Origin of the sequence: Delftia sp. UME58 (genome assembly GCF_014170385.1) — a bacterium.
Taxonomy (GTDB): Bacteria; Pseudomonadota; Gammaproteobacteria; order Burkholderiales; family Burkholderiaceae_C; genus Comamonas; species Comamonas acidovorans.
In genome coordinates this window covers 23,180-39,230 of record NZ_LZZV01000106.1, presented here as the reverse complement: position 1 = coordinate 39,230, position 16,051 = coordinate 23,180, and the positions used below count along the sequence as shown (strand labels likewise).

Annotated in this window: 12 protein-coding genes and 11 tRNA genes; all 23 read left to right on the top strand. The window is 65.8% G+C overall.

Annotated features, from left to right (window positions below; all coding sequences use genetic code 11):
• The first annotated feature begins 8 nt into the window (after nt 1-8).
• The gene (locus A9976_RS27840) at nt 9-944 is read left to right on the top strand and encodes an SPOR domain-containing protein (protein WP_183021654.1); all 936 of its coding nucleotides are present in this window, start codon (nt 9-11) and stop codon (nt 942-944) included.
• Nucleotides 945-993: 49 nt separating this feature from the next.
• The gene (locus tag A9976_RS27835; protein ID WP_012206569.1) at nt 994-1,485 is read left to right on the top strand and encodes a CvpA family protein; all 492 of its coding nucleotides are present in this window, start codon (nt 994-996) and stop codon (nt 1,483-1,485) included.
• 133 nt (nt 1,486-1,618) lie between these two features.
• Nucleotides 1,619-3,127 (top strand): amidophosphoribosyltransferase, encoded by a 1,509-nt coding sequence (gene purF / locus A9976_RS27830; protein WP_034395856.1) that lies wholly within the window; start codon nt 1,619-1,621, stop codon nt 3,125-3,127.
• A 207-nt stretch (nt 3,128-3,334) separates the two neighbouring features.
• On the top strand, nt 3,335-4,549 hold the full coding sequence (locus A9976_RS27825; RefSeq protein ID WP_183021653.1) for an O-succinylhomoserine sulfhydrylase: 1,215 nt from the start codon (nt 3,335-3,337) through the stop codon (nt 4,547-4,549).
• A complete protein-coding gene (gene gltX, locus A9976_RS27820; protein ID WP_183021652.1) occupies nt 4,546-5,952 on the top strand; it encodes a glutamate--tRNA ligase in 1,407 nt (468 codons plus the stop codon). The genes A9976_RS27825 and gltX overlap by 4 nt, the downstream gene beginning before the upstream one ends.
• 70 nt (nt 5,953-6,022) lie before the next feature.
• Nucleotides 6,023-6,098, top strand: a tRNA-Ala gene (locus A9976_RS27815).
• A 38-nt stretch (nt 6,099-6,136) separates the two neighbouring features.
• Nucleotides 6,137-6,212, top strand: a tRNA-Glu gene (locus tag A9976_RS27810).
• Between the two features lie 101 nt (nt 6,213-6,313).
• Nucleotides 6,314-6,390 (top strand) — tRNA-Asp (locus A9976_RS27805).
• Between the two features lie 81 nt (nt 6,391-6,471).
• Nucleotides 6,472-6,547 (top strand) — tRNA-Glu (locus A9976_RS27800).
• A gap of 44 nt (nt 6,548-6,591) precedes the next feature.
• Nucleotides 6,592-6,668 (top strand) — tRNA-Asp (locus tag A9976_RS27795).
• Between the two features lie 13 nt (nt 6,669-6,681).
• A tRNA-Ala gene (locus A9976_RS27790) sits at nt 6,682-6,757 on the top strand.
• A 36-nt stretch (nt 6,758-6,793) separates the two neighbouring features.
• Nucleotides 6,794-6,869, top strand: a tRNA-Glu gene (locus tag A9976_RS27785).
• 44 nt (nt 6,870-6,913) lie between these two features.
• Nucleotides 6,914-6,990, top strand: a tRNA-Asp gene (locus A9976_RS27780).
• A 248-nt stretch (nt 6,991-7,238) separates the two neighbouring features.
• Nucleotides 7,239-7,643: a hypothetical protein gene (locus tag A9976_RS27775; RefSeq protein WP_012206565.1), complete on the top strand. Its 405-nt coding sequence runs from the start codon at nt 7,239-7,241 to the stop codon at nt 7,641-7,643.
• Nucleotides 7,644-7,869: 226 nt separating this feature from the next.
• Nucleotides 7,870-9,234, top strand: coding sequence for a TolC family protein (locus A9976_RS27770; RefSeq protein WP_183021651.1), 1,365 nt, complete (start codon nt 7,870-7,872; stop codon nt 9,232-9,234).
• Between the two features lie 41 nt (nt 9,235-9,275).
• Nucleotides 9,276-10,493 (top strand): efflux RND transporter periplasmic adaptor subunit, encoded by a 1,218-nt coding sequence (locus tag A9976_RS27765; RefSeq protein ID WP_183021650.1) that lies wholly within the window; start codon nt 9,276-9,278, stop codon nt 10,491-10,493.
• Nucleotides 10,494-10,497: 4 nt separating this feature from the next.
• A complete protein-coding gene (locus tag A9976_RS27760) occupies nt 10,498-13,587 on the top strand; it encodes an efflux RND transporter permease subunit (protein WP_183021649.1) in 3,090 nt (1,029 codons plus the stop codon).
• 16 nt (nt 13,588-13,603) lie between these two features.
• A complete protein-coding gene (locus A9976_RS27755) occupies nt 13,604-13,939 on the top strand; it encodes a P-II family nitrogen regulator (RefSeq protein WP_183021648.1) in 336 nt (111 codons plus the stop codon).
• 126 nt (nt 13,940-14,065) lie between these two features.
• A tRNA-Ala gene (locus A9976_RS27750) sits at nt 14,066-14,141 on the top strand.
• A 38-nt stretch (nt 14,142-14,179) separates the two neighbouring features.
• Nucleotides 14,180-14,255 (top strand) — tRNA-Glu (locus A9976_RS27745).
• A gap of 44 nt (nt 14,256-14,299) precedes the next feature.
• A tRNA-Asp gene (locus tag A9976_RS27740) sits at nt 14,300-14,376 on the top strand.
• A 715-nt stretch (nt 14,377-15,091) separates the two neighbouring features.
• Complete coding sequence (locus A9976_RS27735) at nt 15,092-15,616, top strand: sigma-70 family RNA polymerase sigma factor (RefSeq protein ID WP_088164188.1); 525 nt, start codon at nt 15,092-15,094, stop codon at nt 15,614-15,616.
• Between the two features lie 151 nt (nt 15,617-15,767).
• A complete protein-coding gene (locus tag A9976_RS27730) occupies nt 15,768-16,049 on the top strand; it encodes an MbtH family NRPS accessory protein (RefSeq protein WP_183021647.1) in 282 nt (93 codons plus the stop codon).
• Nucleotides 16,050-16,051 lie beyond the last annotated feature (2 nt).

Sequence of the window (16,051 nt, the reverse complement as noted above, 5' to 3'; positions counted from 1 at the left end):
CGCACTCCATGGCATTTTTCAATTTTCGTTGGCCCGGCAAAAAAGACGACGGTGATTCGTCGTCCGCATCGAGGCGGCCCACACGGCTGGGACAGGCGGAAAGCGTCGATGTCATGCGCCGCCGGGCGCGCCACCGCCTCATTGGCGCTGCCGTGCTGGTCCTGGCGGGCGTGGTGGGTTTCCCCCTGCTGTTCGACACCCAGCCGCGTCCGATTCCCGTAGACATCCCCATCGAGATTCCTGACCGCGACAAGGTTGCGCCCCTGGTCGTGCCCGGCGCCAATGCCGTGGACGCCCATTCGCATGGCGCGGCTGCGCCGACGGGCCGCGTGTCGGCCCAGGCCTCGCTGGGTGCCGATGAGGAAGAGGTTCCCATGGGCAGGCCTTCGGCGCCGTCCGTGCCGTCCGTGCCTGTGGCGCCTCCCGTTTCCCAGGTGGCTCCGGTCAAGCCTGAAGCGAAGCCCGAGGCAAAGCCGGAGCCCAAGCCCGCCGCCAAGCCTGAGACCAAACCCGAGCCCAAGCCGGAACCCAAGCCCAGGCCGGAGCAGCCGAAGCCCGAACACAAGCCGGAGCCCAAGCCCGAACCGAAGCCGGATCCCAAGCCAAAGCCCGAACCCAAGCCCGAGCCGTCCAGGAGCGATGATGCCGCGCGTGCCCGGGCCCTGCTGGAAGGACGCAGCGCGCCCGCCGCTTCAACGGCGGCCGCGGCGACGGACGAACGCTTCATCGTGCAGGTCGGTGCCTTCTCCGACGCCGGCAAGGCCCAGGAAATCCGCGCCAAGCTGGAGCTGGCGGGCCTGAAGACATTCACACAGGTGGTGGACACCAAGGACGGCAAGCGCACGCGGGTGCGTGTGGGCCCGTTCAACGGCCGGGCCGAAGCCGACAAGGCGGCGGCGCGCGTCAAGGGCCAGGGCCTGCCGGCGTCGGTGCTCAAGCTCTGACGCGGTGACGTACATCTTGCAAAGCGGCACGGGCGCACAGAAATAGCGTATGTCCACGGTGGACTGGGTTTTGCTGGCCTGCGTGCTGGCCTCGATGCTGCTTGGCGCCTGGCGCGGGCTGGTGTACGAGGTGCTGTCTCTGCTGGGCTGGCTGGTGGCCTTTGTCGTGGCCCGCATCTGGGCGGCCGACGTGGCGCTGTGGCTGCCCATGCAGGACTGGGACATGCAGCTGCGCTACGCCGCAGGCTTTGTGCTGTTGTTCGTGCTGGCGCTGTTCGGCTGGGGCCTGGTGTCCTGGCTGTCTCGCCGGCTGATCGAGGCGGTGGGCCTGAGGCCCGTGGACCGCACGCTGGGCGCGCTGTTCGGCGTGCTGCGCGGGGCGCTGCTGGCCCTGGTGGCAACGATGGTGATCAGCTACACGCCGCTGCACCAGGGGCAGTGGTGGCAGGATTCAGCCCTGGCGCCATGGCTGATGCAGGCGCTGGCTGTGGTTTTGCCACAGCTGCCGCAGGAATGGGGACGCTATCTGCCGGCTGCATGACAAGGCGCTGCAGCGCAGGAGTCGGCCGGCAGAAACAGTTTGGATAGAGCAATCGGGCGCAGGCGTGGCCAATGGGTGGCTGCTACGGCCCAGACAGCGAAGGGCGACCTTCGCAAACGGATGGAACGCAACTATGTGTGGAATCGTTGGTGTAGTCAGCACCGCGCCCGTGAATCAACTGATCTATGACGCCCTGCTGCTGCTGCAGCACCGTGGCCAGGATGCCGCAGGCATCGTGACCCAGCAGGAGCGCAAGTTCTTCATGCACAAGGCCAAGGGCATGGTGCGCGACGTGTTCCGCACCCGCAACATGCGTGCCCTGCCGGGCACGGTGGGCCTGGGCCAGGTGCGCTACCCGACGGCCGGCAACGCGACCAGCGAGGAAGAGGCCCAGCCCTTCTACGTGAACGCGCCCTTCGGCATCGTCATGGTGCACAACGGCAACCTCACCAATGCCAAGCAACTGCGCGAGGAGCTGTCGGACACCGACCACCGCCACACCAACACCGAGAGCGACTCCGAAGTCCTGCTCAACGTGCTGGCCCACGAGCTGGCCCGCGCCAGCAGTGGCGCGCCGCTCAAGAGCGAAGACGTGTTCCAGGCCGTCAGCGCCGTGCACAAGCGCATCAAGGGCTCGTATGCGGTGATCGCGCTGATCGCCGGCTACGGCCTGCTGGCCTTCCGCGACCCGTTCGGCATCCGCCCCCTGTGCATGGGCCGCGGCGCCGACGGCTCGGTGATGCTGGCCAGCGAGTCCGTGGCCCTGGAAGGCACGCTGCACCAGCTCGAGCGCGATGTCGCCCCGGGCGAGGCCGTGTTCGTGCACAGCGACGGCCAGGTCGAAACCCGCCAGTGCGCTGAAAAGAGCGAGCTGCACCCCTGCGTGTTCGAGTACGTGTACCTGGCCCGCCCGGACTCCGTGCTGGATGGCATCTCCGTCTACCAGGCCCGCCTGAACATGGGCGAGACGCTGGCCAAGCGCGTGGTCTCCACCGTGCCGCCCAACGAAATCGACGCCATCATCCCGATTCCCGAATCCAGCCGCCCCAGCGCCATGCAGCTGGCCCAGCTGCTGGGCATTCCGTACCGCGAAGGCTTCGTCAAGAACCGCTACGTGGGCCGGACCTTCATCATGCCGGGCCAGTCCTCGCGCAAGAAATCGGTGCGCCAGAAGCTCAACGCCATCGGCAGCGAGTTCAAGGGCCGCAAGGTGCTGCTGGTGGATGACTCCATCGTGCGCGGCACCACCTCCAAGGAAATCGTGCAGATGGCGCGTGATGCCGGTGCCGTCAAGGTCTACCTGGCCTCGGCAGCGCCTCCGGTGCGCCATCCCAACGTCTACGGCATCGACATGCCCACGCGCGCCGAACTGGTGGCGCATGGCCGCACGGTCGAGGAAATCCGCCAGGTCATCGGTGCCGACGCGCTGATCTACCAGGACGTGGCCGCCATGAAGCAGACCGTGGGCAAGATCAACCCGCAGGTGCAGGGCTTCGAGGCCTCGTGCTTCGATGGCGTCTACATCACGGGCGACATCTCCGAGGACGAAGTCACGGCACTCAATGAAGGCCGCAACCGCGGCGGCGAGGAAGAGTCCAGCGACGCCTCGCGCCTGTCCCTGCCCAACGCCCAGGAAGCCTGAGCCCGAGTCCGAGCGATCGGGCTTCAGTGACAATACGGGGGCGGGCCTGAGGCCCGCCCTTTTTTGACAAATGAGCTAAAAGCGCTGGTGCTGGAGGACTGCAGGCTGCAACGCCCCGGCAGTCCCCAGGTGACAAGTGTTTCTAGCTCCTTTTTTCCGGGCACCGCCGCCATCGGCGGGCCGCGCCCGACCCCAAGGACCATCAACGTGACGAACAAGACACTTCCCGAAGGCCTGCATCCCGATACGCTGGCCCTGCGCGTGGCCGTGGAACGAAGCCAGTGGGGCGAGCACAGCGAAGCCCTGTACATGACCAGCAGCTTCGTGCAGCCCGACTGCGCAACGGCAGCGCGCCGCTTTGCCAACGAAGAGCCCGGCTACACCTACAGCCGCACCTCCAACCCCACGGTGACCAGCTTCGAGCAGCGCCTGGCCGCCATGGAAGGCACGGAATGCGCTGTGGCCACGTCCACCGGCATGTCGGCCATCTTGCTGGTGGCGCTGACCACGCTCAAGGCGGGCGACCATGTGATCTGCTCGCAGTCCATGTTCGGCTCCACCATCAAGCTGCTGGGCGGCGAGATGGCGCGCTTCGGCATCGAGACCAGCTTTGTCTCGCAGACCGATGCGCAGGCCTGGAAGGCCGCCATCCGTCCCAATACGCGATTGCTGTTCGCCGAGACGCCGACCAACCCGCTGACCGACCTGTGCGACATCGCCGCGCTGGCCGAACTGGCGCACGCCCATGGCGCGCTGCTGGCGGTGGACAACAGCTTTGCCTCGCCCGCGCTGCAGCGGCCCGCCCAGTTCGGTGCCGACCTGGTCGTGCACTCCGGCACCAAGCTGCTGGACGGCCAGGGCCGCGTCATGTCGGGCGCGGTCTGCGGCACGACGGCGCTGGTGGACAAGGTCATGGGCACCTTCCTGCGCAGCGGCGGCCTGAACCTGGCGCCGTTCAACGCCTGGGTGGTGCTCAAGGGTCTGGAGACGCTGTCCCTGCGCGTCAAGGCGCAAAGCGCCGCCGCGCTGGAGCTGGCCACCTGGCTGGAGGCCCATCCCAAGGTCGCCCGTGTCTACTACCCGGGCCTGGCCAGCCACCCGCAGCACGAGCTGGCCATGCGCCAGCAAAACGGCATGGGCGGCGGCGTGCTGTCCTTCGACGTGGTGGGCGAGGGCGCCGAACAGCTGCGCGCCAACGCCTTCCATGTGGCCGACAGCACCCTGGTGTGCTCGATCACGGCCAACCTGGGCGACGTCAAGACCACCATCACCCACCCGGCCAGCACCTCGCATGGCCGCCTGAGCGAAGAGCAGCGCCGCGTCGCCGGCATCGGCCAGGGCCTGCTGCGCATCTCCGTCGGACTGGAATACCTGGGCGACATCAAGAACGATCTGTCCCGCGGACTGGATACCCTGCAATGACACAAAAAGTACGAACCCGTTTTGCCCCGTCTCCCACGGGCTTCATCCACCTGGGCAACATCCGCTCGGCCCTGTATCCCTGGGCCTTCGCGCGCGCCACGGGTGGTGATTTCATCCTGCGCATCGAGGACACCGACGTGGAGCGTTCCACCCAGGCCTCGGTGGACGTGATCATCGAAGGCATGGCCTGGCTGCAGCTGGACCATGACGAAGGTCCGTTCTATCAGATGCAGCGCATGGACCGCTACAAGGAGGTGCTGGCCGGCCTGCAGGCTTCGGGCCATGTCTACCCCTGCTACATGAGCGTGGAAGAACTCGACGCCCTGCGCGAGCGCCAGATGGCCAACAAGGAAAAGCCGCGCTACGACGGCACCTGGCGCCCTGAAGAAGGCAAGGTGCTGCCGCCCGCGCCCGAAGGCGTGCGCCCCGTGCTGCGCTTCAAGACGCCGCAGGGCGGCGTCGTGGCCTGGGAAGACAAGTGCAAGGGCCGCATCGAGTTCCAGAACAGCGAACTCGATGACCTGGTGATCGCGCGCCCCGATGGCACGCCCACCTACAACTTCTGCGTCTGCGTGGACGATATGGACATGGCCATCACCCATGTCATCCGTGGTGACGACCACGTCAACAACACGCCGCGCCAGATCCACATCTTCGAGGCGCTGGGCGCCAGCGTGCCTGTGTTCGCCCACCTGCCCACCGTGCTCAACGAGCAGGGCGAGAAGATGAGCAAGCGCAACGGCGCCAAGGCTGTCACCCAATACCGCGACGAAGGCTATCTGCCCGACGCCATGGTCAACTACCTGGCCCGCCTGGGCTGGAGCCACGGCGACGACGAAATCTTCAGCCGCGCCCAGTTCCTGGAGTGGTTCAACCTGGACCACCTGGGTCGCAGCGCAGGCCAATTCGACGAGGCCAAGCTGCGCTGGGTCAACGCCCAGCACCTGAAGGCCCTGGACGACGCGGCCCTGGCCGATCTGGTGCGCCCCTTCGTGCTCAAGACCGGCCTGGACCAGGCCCTGCTCGACACAGACGACCGCCTGCCGCGCATCTGCGCCCTGTTCAAGGACCGCTGTGAAACCCTGGTCGATCTGGCCGGCTGGGTGCGCCTGTTCTATGTGGACGCCTTCGACCGCAACGCCGAAGACCTGGCCAAGCATGTGACCGACGCCGTGGCGCCCGCCCTGGATGCGTTCGCCGAAGGCATCGCCTCGGTGGAGTGGAGCAAGGAAGCCATTGCCGCCCTGATCAAGGAAGTGCTCAAGGCCCAGGGCCTGAAGATGCCGCAACTGGCCATGCCGGTGCGCGTGCTGACGCTGGGCACGGCGCACACGCCTTCGGTGGACGCGGTGCTGGAGCTGCTGGGTCGTGAAAAAATTCTGGCCCGTTTGAAAAACCGCTGAAAACCTGTCTATAATTCGAGTCTCTGATGCAAACGCAGCAACTAACAAGAAGCAGCGATTGCAGCATGAAGGGGGTATAGCTCAGCTGGGAGAGCGCTTGCATGGCATGCAAGAGGTCATCGGTTCGATCCCGTTTACCTCCACCAAAATTTGAGACTTGAGTTTTTACGCAAGTTCTAGGATTGACCCTATCGTCTAGAGGCCTAGGACATCACCCTTTCACGGTGAGTACCGGGGTTCGAATCCCCGTAGGGTCGCCAAGTTTGCAGCACTTGGCTCGAAAGAGCGCAAAAGCTCGAATCCCCGTAGGGTCGCCAAGTTTGCAGCACTTGGCTCGAAAGAGCGCAAAAGCTGTCTGCCAGGAGTGGTAGTTCAGTTGGTTAGAATACCGGCCTGTCACGCCGGGGGTCGCGGGTTCGAGTCCCGTCCACTCCGCCAAAATTTGTCGCTTGGTATGTAAGCGCCTTTGAAACACGAAGGCGCTTTTTTATCGGCACATGTTTGTGTATCACAGGCTTTGACCCTATCGTCTAGAGGCCTAGGACATCACCCTTTCACGGTGAGTACCGGGGTTCGAATCCCCGTAGGGTCGCCAAGTTTGCAGCACTTGGCTCGAAAGAGCGCAAAAGCAGCCTGCCAGGAGTGGTAGTTCAGTTGGTTAGAATACCGGCCTGTCACGCCGGGGGTCGCGGGTTCGAGTCCCGTCCACTCCGCCAGTATCGGATTTTTGGGGGTATAGCTCAGCTGGGAGAGCGCTTGCATGGCATGCAAGAGGTCATCGGTTCGATCCCGTTTACCTCCACCAAAATTGAGACTTGAGTTTTACGCAAGTTCTAGGATTGACCCTATCGTCTAGAGGCCTAGGACATCACCCTTTCACGGTGAGTACCGGGGTTCGAATCCCCGTAGGGTCGCCAAGTTTGCAGCACTTGGCTCGAAAGAGCGCAAAAGCAGCCTGCCAGGAGTGGTAGTTCAGTTGGTTAGAATACCGGCCTGTCACGCCGGGGGTCGCGGGTTCGAGTCCCGTCCACTCCGCCAGATTCCCTGTGCAAGCCCCCGGCATGCGCAGACAAGAAGCCACCGCAAGGTGGCTTTTTCGTTTCTGCCGCGCGCAGCTCGCCTGCATGGCTGCCTCGCGTGGTGGCGGGCAAGCCTGCGTGAAAAGCGGGCTTTGCCACAGGTTTTTTAAGGGCAAACCCGGAACTTTGCCTCAACATTCGTAACAATAGATGGTGTCCCGATCATGGGGCATTCACTTTCACTGCTCCCCGCCTTCTTCCTGCCCCATGCGCCTTGCGCCATCGTTCCTGTTTTCCTTGCTGATGCTGTTGTCCATCTTCTGTGGACAGGTGGCGGCGTCGGCATCGTCCGATGGACTGGAAAGCGACGGCTTGCTGGCACATCACCCCATCGTGACCATCGATGAGGAATTCCTGGAAGAGCTCGCGGAAGTCGAGGAAGACGACGAGACGGAGTTTGCCGAGCTGACGGCACACGGCGGCAACACCCGCCAGCTGCTGGCCCTGCTGGCCTGTGGCGAGGACCGTTCCGCCGAGATGTACTGGCCGCCCGAGCCCATCGCCGTGCAGGTGGTGTCGCTGTGGGCCCCGCCTTCGACCTATTCCCAGGCGCACCTGTCGCCCGCTCCGGGCCAGCTGCTGCGCCCTCCAAGACCTTCCCTGCTCGGCTGACCGCATATTGCGGCGCAGGCATGCCCTGCGCCCCTTGTGCCCCTTGTCGGCTGACGCATCCCACTGCCTGATCACTGCCCGTGCGCGCCTTGCTGGCGTGCATGCCATGCCGTCGTCCGCGCGCTGACTGCGCACGGCCCGGCCATGCCCGTTCCCGCGTTGTCCGCAGGGGAGGGCCCATCTCTTACTCAACCCCTCGACTGTCGTTTCGCGGCAGATGCATGCCATGGTGAATCCAACGGTATTGGCGGGAATGGCCCCCGCTCGTTTTCCATCCTTTTCGCGCAAGGCCTTGCAAGGCGCGATCTGCAGCCTGTTGCTGGGCTGGGGGGCCGGTGTCTCGGCCCAGGCCATGCCGGCCGGGTCGGCGCCCAAGGCTGCCGCAGCGCTTGCCGCCCCGGCTTCCGCCAGCGCACAGCGCTTGCCCCAGCTGAGCCTGAACGAAGTCGTTCGCGCCGTGCTGGACCACAACCCCGACCTGCGTGCAGTCGAGCAATCGCGGACCACGGCGCGCGCAGGCGTGGTCAGCGCCTCGGCGCTGCCCAATCCCAAGCTTGAATGGAACCAGGGCCGCAACAGCGCCCGCGTGCCCGGCGCGGCGGCCGGCACGGTGCAGGGCTGGGCCGTGGCGTTGCCCATCGAGAACCCCGCCGTGCGCGGTGCGCGCGTCGAGGCCGCGAGGGCAGGCGAGCAGGGCTCGGTGCACTTCGTGGCGACCACGCGCAACGCGCTCGTGGCCCAGGCGCGGCTGCGTGCCTACGAGATGGTGCTGCGCGAGGCGGAGGTCGAGGCCGCCAAGGAGGCGGTGCGCCTTCTGGAGCAGGTCCATGAGCGCGTCCGTGTCCGCGTGGACAGCGGTGAGGCGGCACGCTACGAAATCATCAAGGCCGATGCCGAAATCATCCAGGCGCGCCAGCAGGAGCAGACCGCGCGGTTGCGCGCCGAGCAGGCGCAGCTGTCGCTGGGCCGGCTGGCTGCAGGCCAGCTGCCCTTGCGCTTCGGGCTGGATGTGTCGCTGGAGGACCCGTTGCGCATCGAGGACATGGGCGAGATCGATCCCATGGAGCATCCCGAGCTGCGCCAGCTCAAGGCGGAGGTCGAGCGTGCCCAGGCGCGCCTTGATGGGGCCAAGGCCTCGCGCTGGCCGGGCGTGGAGCTGCGCTACGGCCAGACGCGCGAGCCCGACGTGCGCCTGAACACGGTGGGCGTGAGCATCCAGATCCCCTTGCTCGACCAGCACCGCGGCCCCATCGACGAGGCCGCCTCCGAGCTGGAGCGCGCGCGTCTTCAGCTGGAAGGCCGGCAGATCGAACTGCGCCAGCAGACGCTGCAGGCCTGGAAGGAGCTGGAGATGGCACGCCTGCGTACCCAGGCGCTGAGCCAGGGCTCGGTGCGCGAGGCCGAGTCGGCCCTGCGCGTGGCCGAGGCCGCCTACCGCTTCGGCGAGCGCGGCATTCTCGATGTGCTGGACGCGCAGCGCGTGCTGCGCTCCATCCGTGCAGACCTGCTCGATGCGCGCTACCAGCTGCAGGCCGCGCGCATACAGCTCGAATACCTGGCGGGCCGCTACGACGATCCGTCCGCGCTGTGAAGCGCGCCGTCCCTGCCTCACCCCCGAAATCAGAAACGAACATGTCCTTGAATATGCATTCGCAACCCGTCGCCGCCCGCTCGGGCCGCAGCACCCTGGTGAATTCGCTGGCCCTGGCCGGCCTGCTGGCCGCAAGCCTGGCGCTGAGCGCCTGCGGCAAGAACGAAGAGGCCGCCGCCAAGGCGGTGCCAGCGGCTGCTGCCGACCAGGAGCAGGACCCGATGGAGGTCCGCGTCACCGCCGAGATGGCGCCCAATTTCGCCGTCAAGCCCGTCGCCCAGGCGCAGATCGCCCTGCTGCAGGAAGTGTCCGGCCGCATCGAGGCCAATGAGCGCCAGGTGACGCGCATCGGCGCTGCGGCCACGGGCCGCGTGACCGAAGTGTTGGTCGAAGTGGGCGACCGCGTGCGCGCAGGCCAGGTGCTGGCCCGCGTGGCAAGCCCCGAGCTGACCACGGCCCAGCTTGCCTATCTGCGTGCCCACGCGGCGGCCACGCTGGCCGAGCGCGGCGTGGAGCGCGCGCGCCAGCTGATCGCGGCCGACGTCATCGGCTCGGCCGAGCTGCAGCGTCGCGAGTCCGAGCTGTCGATTGCCCGGGCCGAGCAGCGCGCTGCCGGCGACCAGCTGCGCCTGATCGGCATTCCCGACAGCGCCATCGCCCAGCTGCGCGACAAGGGCACGCTGCAGTCGCATGCGGCCGTGCTGTCCACAGGGGCCGGCGTGGTGATCGAGCGCAAGCTCAGCTCCGGCCAGGTGACCCAGCCCGGCGATCCGCTGTTCACCGTGGCCGACCTGAGCAGCGTCTGGGTGGTGGGCGCGATTCCCGAACAGATGGCCAGCGGCGTGCGCGCCGGCCAGGCCGTGGAGATCGCCGTGCCTGCCCTGGGCGAGCGCGTGCTGTCCGGCCAGATCGTGCATGTGGGCGACACCGTGACGCCCGAGACCCGCACCGTCACCATCCGCACCCAGGTGGACAACACCGAGCGCGACCTCAAGCCCCAGATGCTGGCCACCATGCGCATCCAGGGCGAGGTGCGCCAGCTGCTGGCCGTGCCGGCCGAGGCCGTGGTGCGCGAGAACGACCGCGACCATGTCTTCGTCAAGAAGGGCGAGAACCACTACCGCCTCACGCCCGTCGAGCTGGGTACCGCCAGCGGCGGCATGCGCCCCGTGAACAAGGGCGTGGCCGATGGCACGGTCATCGTCACCACGGGCGCCTTCCACCTGAACAACGAGCGCAAGCGCGCAGAGCTGGAGTAAGCCCATGATCGCTTCCATGATCCGGGCCGCACTGAGCCAGCGACTCATCGTGATCGTGCTCTCGCTGGTGCTGTGCGGCTTTGGCCTGCGCGCCGCCATGAATCTGTCGGTGGATGCCTTTCCTGACGTGACCAACGTCCAGGTCCAGGTGGCCACCGAGGCGCCAGGCCGCTCGCCCGAGGAAATCGAGCGCTTCGTGACCGTGCCGCTGGAAATCGCCATGACCGGCATGCCGGGCCTGGTGGAGATGCGCTCGCTCAACAAGAGCGGCCTGTCCATCATCACCCTGGTCTTCACCGATGCCACCGACGTGTACTTTGCGCGCCAGCTCGTCACCGAGCGGCTGATGGAGGTCACGCCGCGCATGCCCGAAGGCATCATCCCCGTGCTGGGGCCGGTGTCCACGGGCCTGGGCGAGGTCTACCAGTACACGCTGGACCATCCCGACGATGGCAAGCGCGCCCTCACGCCCGAGGAGTTGACCGAGCGCCGCACCATCCAGGACTGGGTGGCGCGCCCGCTGCTGCGCTCCATTCCCGGTGTGGCCGAAATCAATTCGCAGGGCGGCTACGTCAAGCAGTACCAGGTGGAGGTCGACCCCGGCCGGCTGCGCCACTACGGCCTGTCCGTGCGCCATGTGGTCCAGGCCATCGCCGACAACAACGCCAACGCCAGCGGCGGCATCCTGCCCCAGGTGACCGAGCAGTACCTGATCCGCGCCGTGGGCCTGGTCCAGTCGCTGGAGGACATCGGCAACATCGTTCTCAAGCAGGAAGGCGGCGTGCCGGTCTTCGTGCGCGATGTGGCCGAGGTCCAGCTGGGCCAGGAAGTGCGCCAAGGCGCCATCATCAAGGGCGGCTATACCGAAGGCGTCTCCGGCATCGTGCTGATGATGCGCGGCGGCAATGCCAAGGAAGTCGTCACCCGCGTGAAGGAGCGCGTGCAGGAGATCAACTCCAAGGGCATGCTGCCCGGCGGCCTGCAGATCGTTCCCTACTACGACCGTACCGACCTGGTCGACTCGGCGCTGTGGACCGTGGGCAAGGTGCTGATCGAGGGCATCCTGCTCGTGGTCGTGGTGCTTTTCATCTTCCTGGGTGACGTGCGCTCCAGCCTGATCGTGGTGGCCACGCTGATCATCACGCCGCTGACCACCTTCATCATGATGAACCGCTGGGGCATCTCGGCCAACCTCATGTCGCTGGGAGGGCTGGCGATCGCCATCGGCCTCATGGTCGATGCCACCGTGGTGGTGGTGGAGAACGTGTTCCACAAGCTCGGCCAGGCCGGCGACAGCATGGGCGCACGCGTGCGCACCGTGCTCTCGGCCACCACCGAGGTGGCCACGCCCACCATCTTCGGCATCGCCATCATCATCCTGGTGTTCCTGCCGCTGATGACGCTGCAGGGCATCGAAGGCAAAATGTTCGGCCCGCTGGCGCTGACCATCGCGATCTCGCTGGCGGTCTCGCTGGCCGTGTCGCTGTTCCTGTCGCCCGTGCTGTGCTCGTACTTCCTCAAGGGCGGCGCGGACCACGATACGCGCCTGATCGCCTTCCTCAAGCGCCACTACCTGCGCCTGCTGGACCTGGCCACCGCGCGCAACCGCGCCACGCTGGCCGTGGCCGTGGCGCTGCTGCTGGGCTCGCTGGGACTGTTCCCGCTGCTGGGCAAGTCCTTCATGCCCACCATGAAGGAGGGGGCGCTGACGCCGCAGATCAACCGCGTGCCCAGCATCTCGCTGGACGAGTCCATCCGCATGGAAATGGCTGCGATGAAGGCCGTGGCCGAGGTGCCCGGCGTGCTCAGCGTGGTCTCCAAGCTCGGACGCGGCGAATCGCCGGCAGACCCTGCAGGCCCCAACGAGTCCGACCCCATCGTGCTGCTGGACCCCGAGTCCGACCGCACCCAGGACGAGATCGACGAAGACATCCGCCAGCGCCTGTCCTCGATCCCGGGCGTGCAGATCGTGCTGTCCCAGCCGATCTCCGAGCGCGTGGATGAAATGGTCACGGGCGTGCGCTCGCAACTGGCCATCAAGGTCTTCGGCGACGAGCTGGGCGAGCTGCGCGACGTGTCCGAGCAGGTCGCACGCATCCTCAAGAGCGTGCCGGGCAGCACGGACATCCGTGTCGAGCGCCTGTCGGGCCAGCAGGCTCTGACCGTGGATATCGACCGCAAGGCGATCGCCCGCCACGGCCTGAACGTCACCGACGTGCAGGGCGTGATCGAGTCGGCCATCGGCGGCAAGGAAGTGACCACGGTCTACGAGGGCGAGCGCCGCTACAACGTGGTGGTTCGCTTCCCCGAGCCGTTCCGCGGCTCGCCCGCAGCCATCGGCGCCACCTTGCTGACCACGGCCACGGGCGCCCAGGTGCCGCTGAGCAGCGTGGCCCGCATCGAGCTGGTGGACGGCCCCGCGCAGATCAGCCGCGAAGGCGGCAAGCGCCGCGTGGTGGTGGGAGCCAACGTGGAAGGGCGCGACCTGGGCGGCTTCGTGACCGAAGTGCAGCAGCGCATCGACAGGGAAGTGCAGTTGCCCGACGGCTACTACTTCAAGTACGGCGGCCAGTTCGAGAACATGGAGCGCGCCATGGGCACGCTGCAGGTCATCGTGCCGCTGACCATCGTGGCCATCTTCTTCCTGCTGTTCCTGCTGTTCAACTCGGTCAAGCTGGCCGGGCTGATCATCCTGGTGCTGCCCTTCGCCTCCATCGGCGGCCTGCTGGGCCTGTTCGTGACGGGTGAATACGTGAGCGTGCCGGCATCGGTGGGCTTCATCGCGCTGTGGGGCATTGCGGTGCTCAACGGCGTGGTGCTGGTCACCTGCATCCGCAAGCTGCGCGAGGATGGAATGGACGTGGCCGAGGCCGTGCGCGAAGGCTGTGTGCAGCGCTTCCGCCCCGTGATGATGACGGCCACCGTCGCGCTGCTGGGCCTGGTGCCCTTCCTGTTCGCCACCGGCCCCGGCTCGGAGGTGCAACGCCCGCTGGCCATCGTCGTGATCGGTGGCCTGATCTCGTCCACCCTGCTCACGCTGGTGGTGCTGCCGACCCTGTACCGCTGGTTTGACGAAAAACCGCTGGAAGCCTGATGAAGGAGACACTGCAATGACCATGAAGGAAATCCGGGCCATCGTGCGCCCCAGCCGCCTGGAGCGCCTGCGCGACGCGCTGCGCGCCATTCCCAACTTCCCCGGCGTGACGCTGTTCCGTGCCGAGGGCTTCACGGCCCCGGCCGCCATCGACAAGCGCAGCGTGAAGGAGGAGTTGACCGACTTCTCCGACAAGGTCATGGTCTGCGTGCTGGCCGAGGCCTCCATGGTCGAGCCCATCCGCCAGGCCATCACCACGGCCTGCCATTCGGGCCAGGTCGGCGACGGCCTGGTCTGGGTGGTGGACATCGCCGAGATCCACCGCATACGCGATGGGCAAAGCCTGGCCTGACCCGGGCTTGGGCAGGGCGCCGGAATGCAGGGCGACATAAAAAAGTCATGCATTCCGGAATTGCCTCAAAAACGCTGTGCTACAATTTTTGAATCGCAGCAACGAAGCAGTGCAACGTTGCAGCAAGGGGGTATAGCTCAGCTGGGAGAGCGCTTGCATGGCATGCAAGAGGTCATCGGTTCGATCCCGTTTACCTCCACCAAAATTTGAGACTTGAGTTTTTACGCAAGTTCTAGGATTGACCCTATCGTCTAGAGGCCTAGGACATCACCCTTTCACGGTGAGTACCGGGGTTCGAATCCCCGTAGGGTCGCCAAGTTTGCAGCACTTGGCTCGAAAGAGCGCAAAAGCTGTCTGCCAGGAGTGGTAGTTCAGTTGGTTAGAATACCGGCCTGTCACGCCGGGGGTCGCGGGTTCGAGTCCCGTCCACTCCGCCAGATTCCTTGTGCAAACCCAGCGTCTGCACAGACAAGAAGCCACCGCAAGGTGGCTTTTTTTCGTCTGCAGATTGCAGCAGCAGGCCGCGCTCCGTTCGCTTTTCCTGCCTGCGCACCCAGCCCTTCTGTGCCCCCGCGCTGCGCTTCGGGCATCACCAGTCCGTCATGATCCAGGCCCATCATCCATGGCGAGGGAAAGCCATGGGGACGGGAATCCATAGGCACCGGCTGCCGATTTTCCAATGCCGATAGCCGTGTCTTCGTTTGCCTTGGCGGGACGTCTTCCAGACAGGTACGAGATGCCGATCCAGACCCGGTTTTGTCGCCGGATCTGTTAATGCTTCTCATTTCATGTTCTTGAAAACGTTAAAGGAGCACCACTGCATGCCTTGGTCCCGGTTCAAGTTTCAGCATGTCTGCAAGGCCGCACAGCCCTTGCCGATCCTGTTCCAGGACGCATGGGCCCGGCGAGGGCGGCCGCCGCCATGAAGCCGCCATGAAGCCGGTATGAGGCCGATCTAAGGCCCGTCTCCAAAGTCACGCCGATGCGCATCGGCGTGCACTGATGCCCTGCGGTCAGCGGTCGTGCCGCCGCTTTCCGCCTGTGCCGAGTCCCGTTCCGTCTTTTTGCACGGGCGGCGCACCGGCCGTCCATCGACCTGCGGTCGACATTTCCCCTTGACGTTCTTGCCTAGCTTGCGAGAGGAACTGCATCGTGTCCTTGAATCACACACATTCTTCGCTGGAAGAGGTCTTCATTGCTTCGCGTGGACAGTTGGTGAGGGTCGCGCGAAGAATTCTCAGGAATCCCGAACTGGCCGACGACGCCGTGCAGGACACCTATCTGCGCGTTGCCGAGATGCGCAGCGATGCCGAGATCGCCAGGCCCGCCGCCTACTGGACGCGCGCCGTCTGCAACATGGCGCTGGACTACCTGCGCCGCCAGGAGCGCGAGAACAGCTACCGCACCCACGGCGTGGATGTGGAGACGCTGGAGATACCGGACAGCCGCTCGCCCGAGCGTCTCCTGTTCGAGTCCCAGGCCATACGCCTGATCGACCAGGCCCTGGACGAGGTGCCGCCCAAGACCCGCGAGACCTTCGAGCTGTACCGCATCAAGGGTCTTACCCAGCGCCAGATCGCCGAGCACATGGAGTGTGCGCTGGGCCTGGTGAATGCCAGGATTGCCGATGCCTGCAAGGCCATCCATGTCCACCGCTCGCTGCTGGACCACCATTGAACGATGCAGCCCGGCGCACGACCCGGATCCGGCGCGCACGCGGCGTGAACAGTTTCGGATTCGGAACGTCATGTTCAACAGAGGCGCAGTACCGGATCGCCGCGATCCGGTACTGGCCTCACCGATGTTCAACCGCATTAAGGACGCCTGCATGTCTACAAGCTGCTTCGACCGCGAAGACGAAACCTTCATCGTTCTGGTCAACCACGAGGAACAGTATTCCATCTGGCCGCACTGGAAGGCCGTGCCCGGTGGCTGGACCGCCGTCGAAGGCGTGAAGGGCGACAAGAAAACCGTGCTCGACTATGTGGACGCCACCTGGACCGACATGCGTCCCAAGTCGCTGCGCGTGTGGATGCAGGAGCAGGAACAGGCGGGCTCCGGCGCCGTGCAGCACAAGGCCGTTACCGATACCGAAGCCGCTGCGGGCTGACG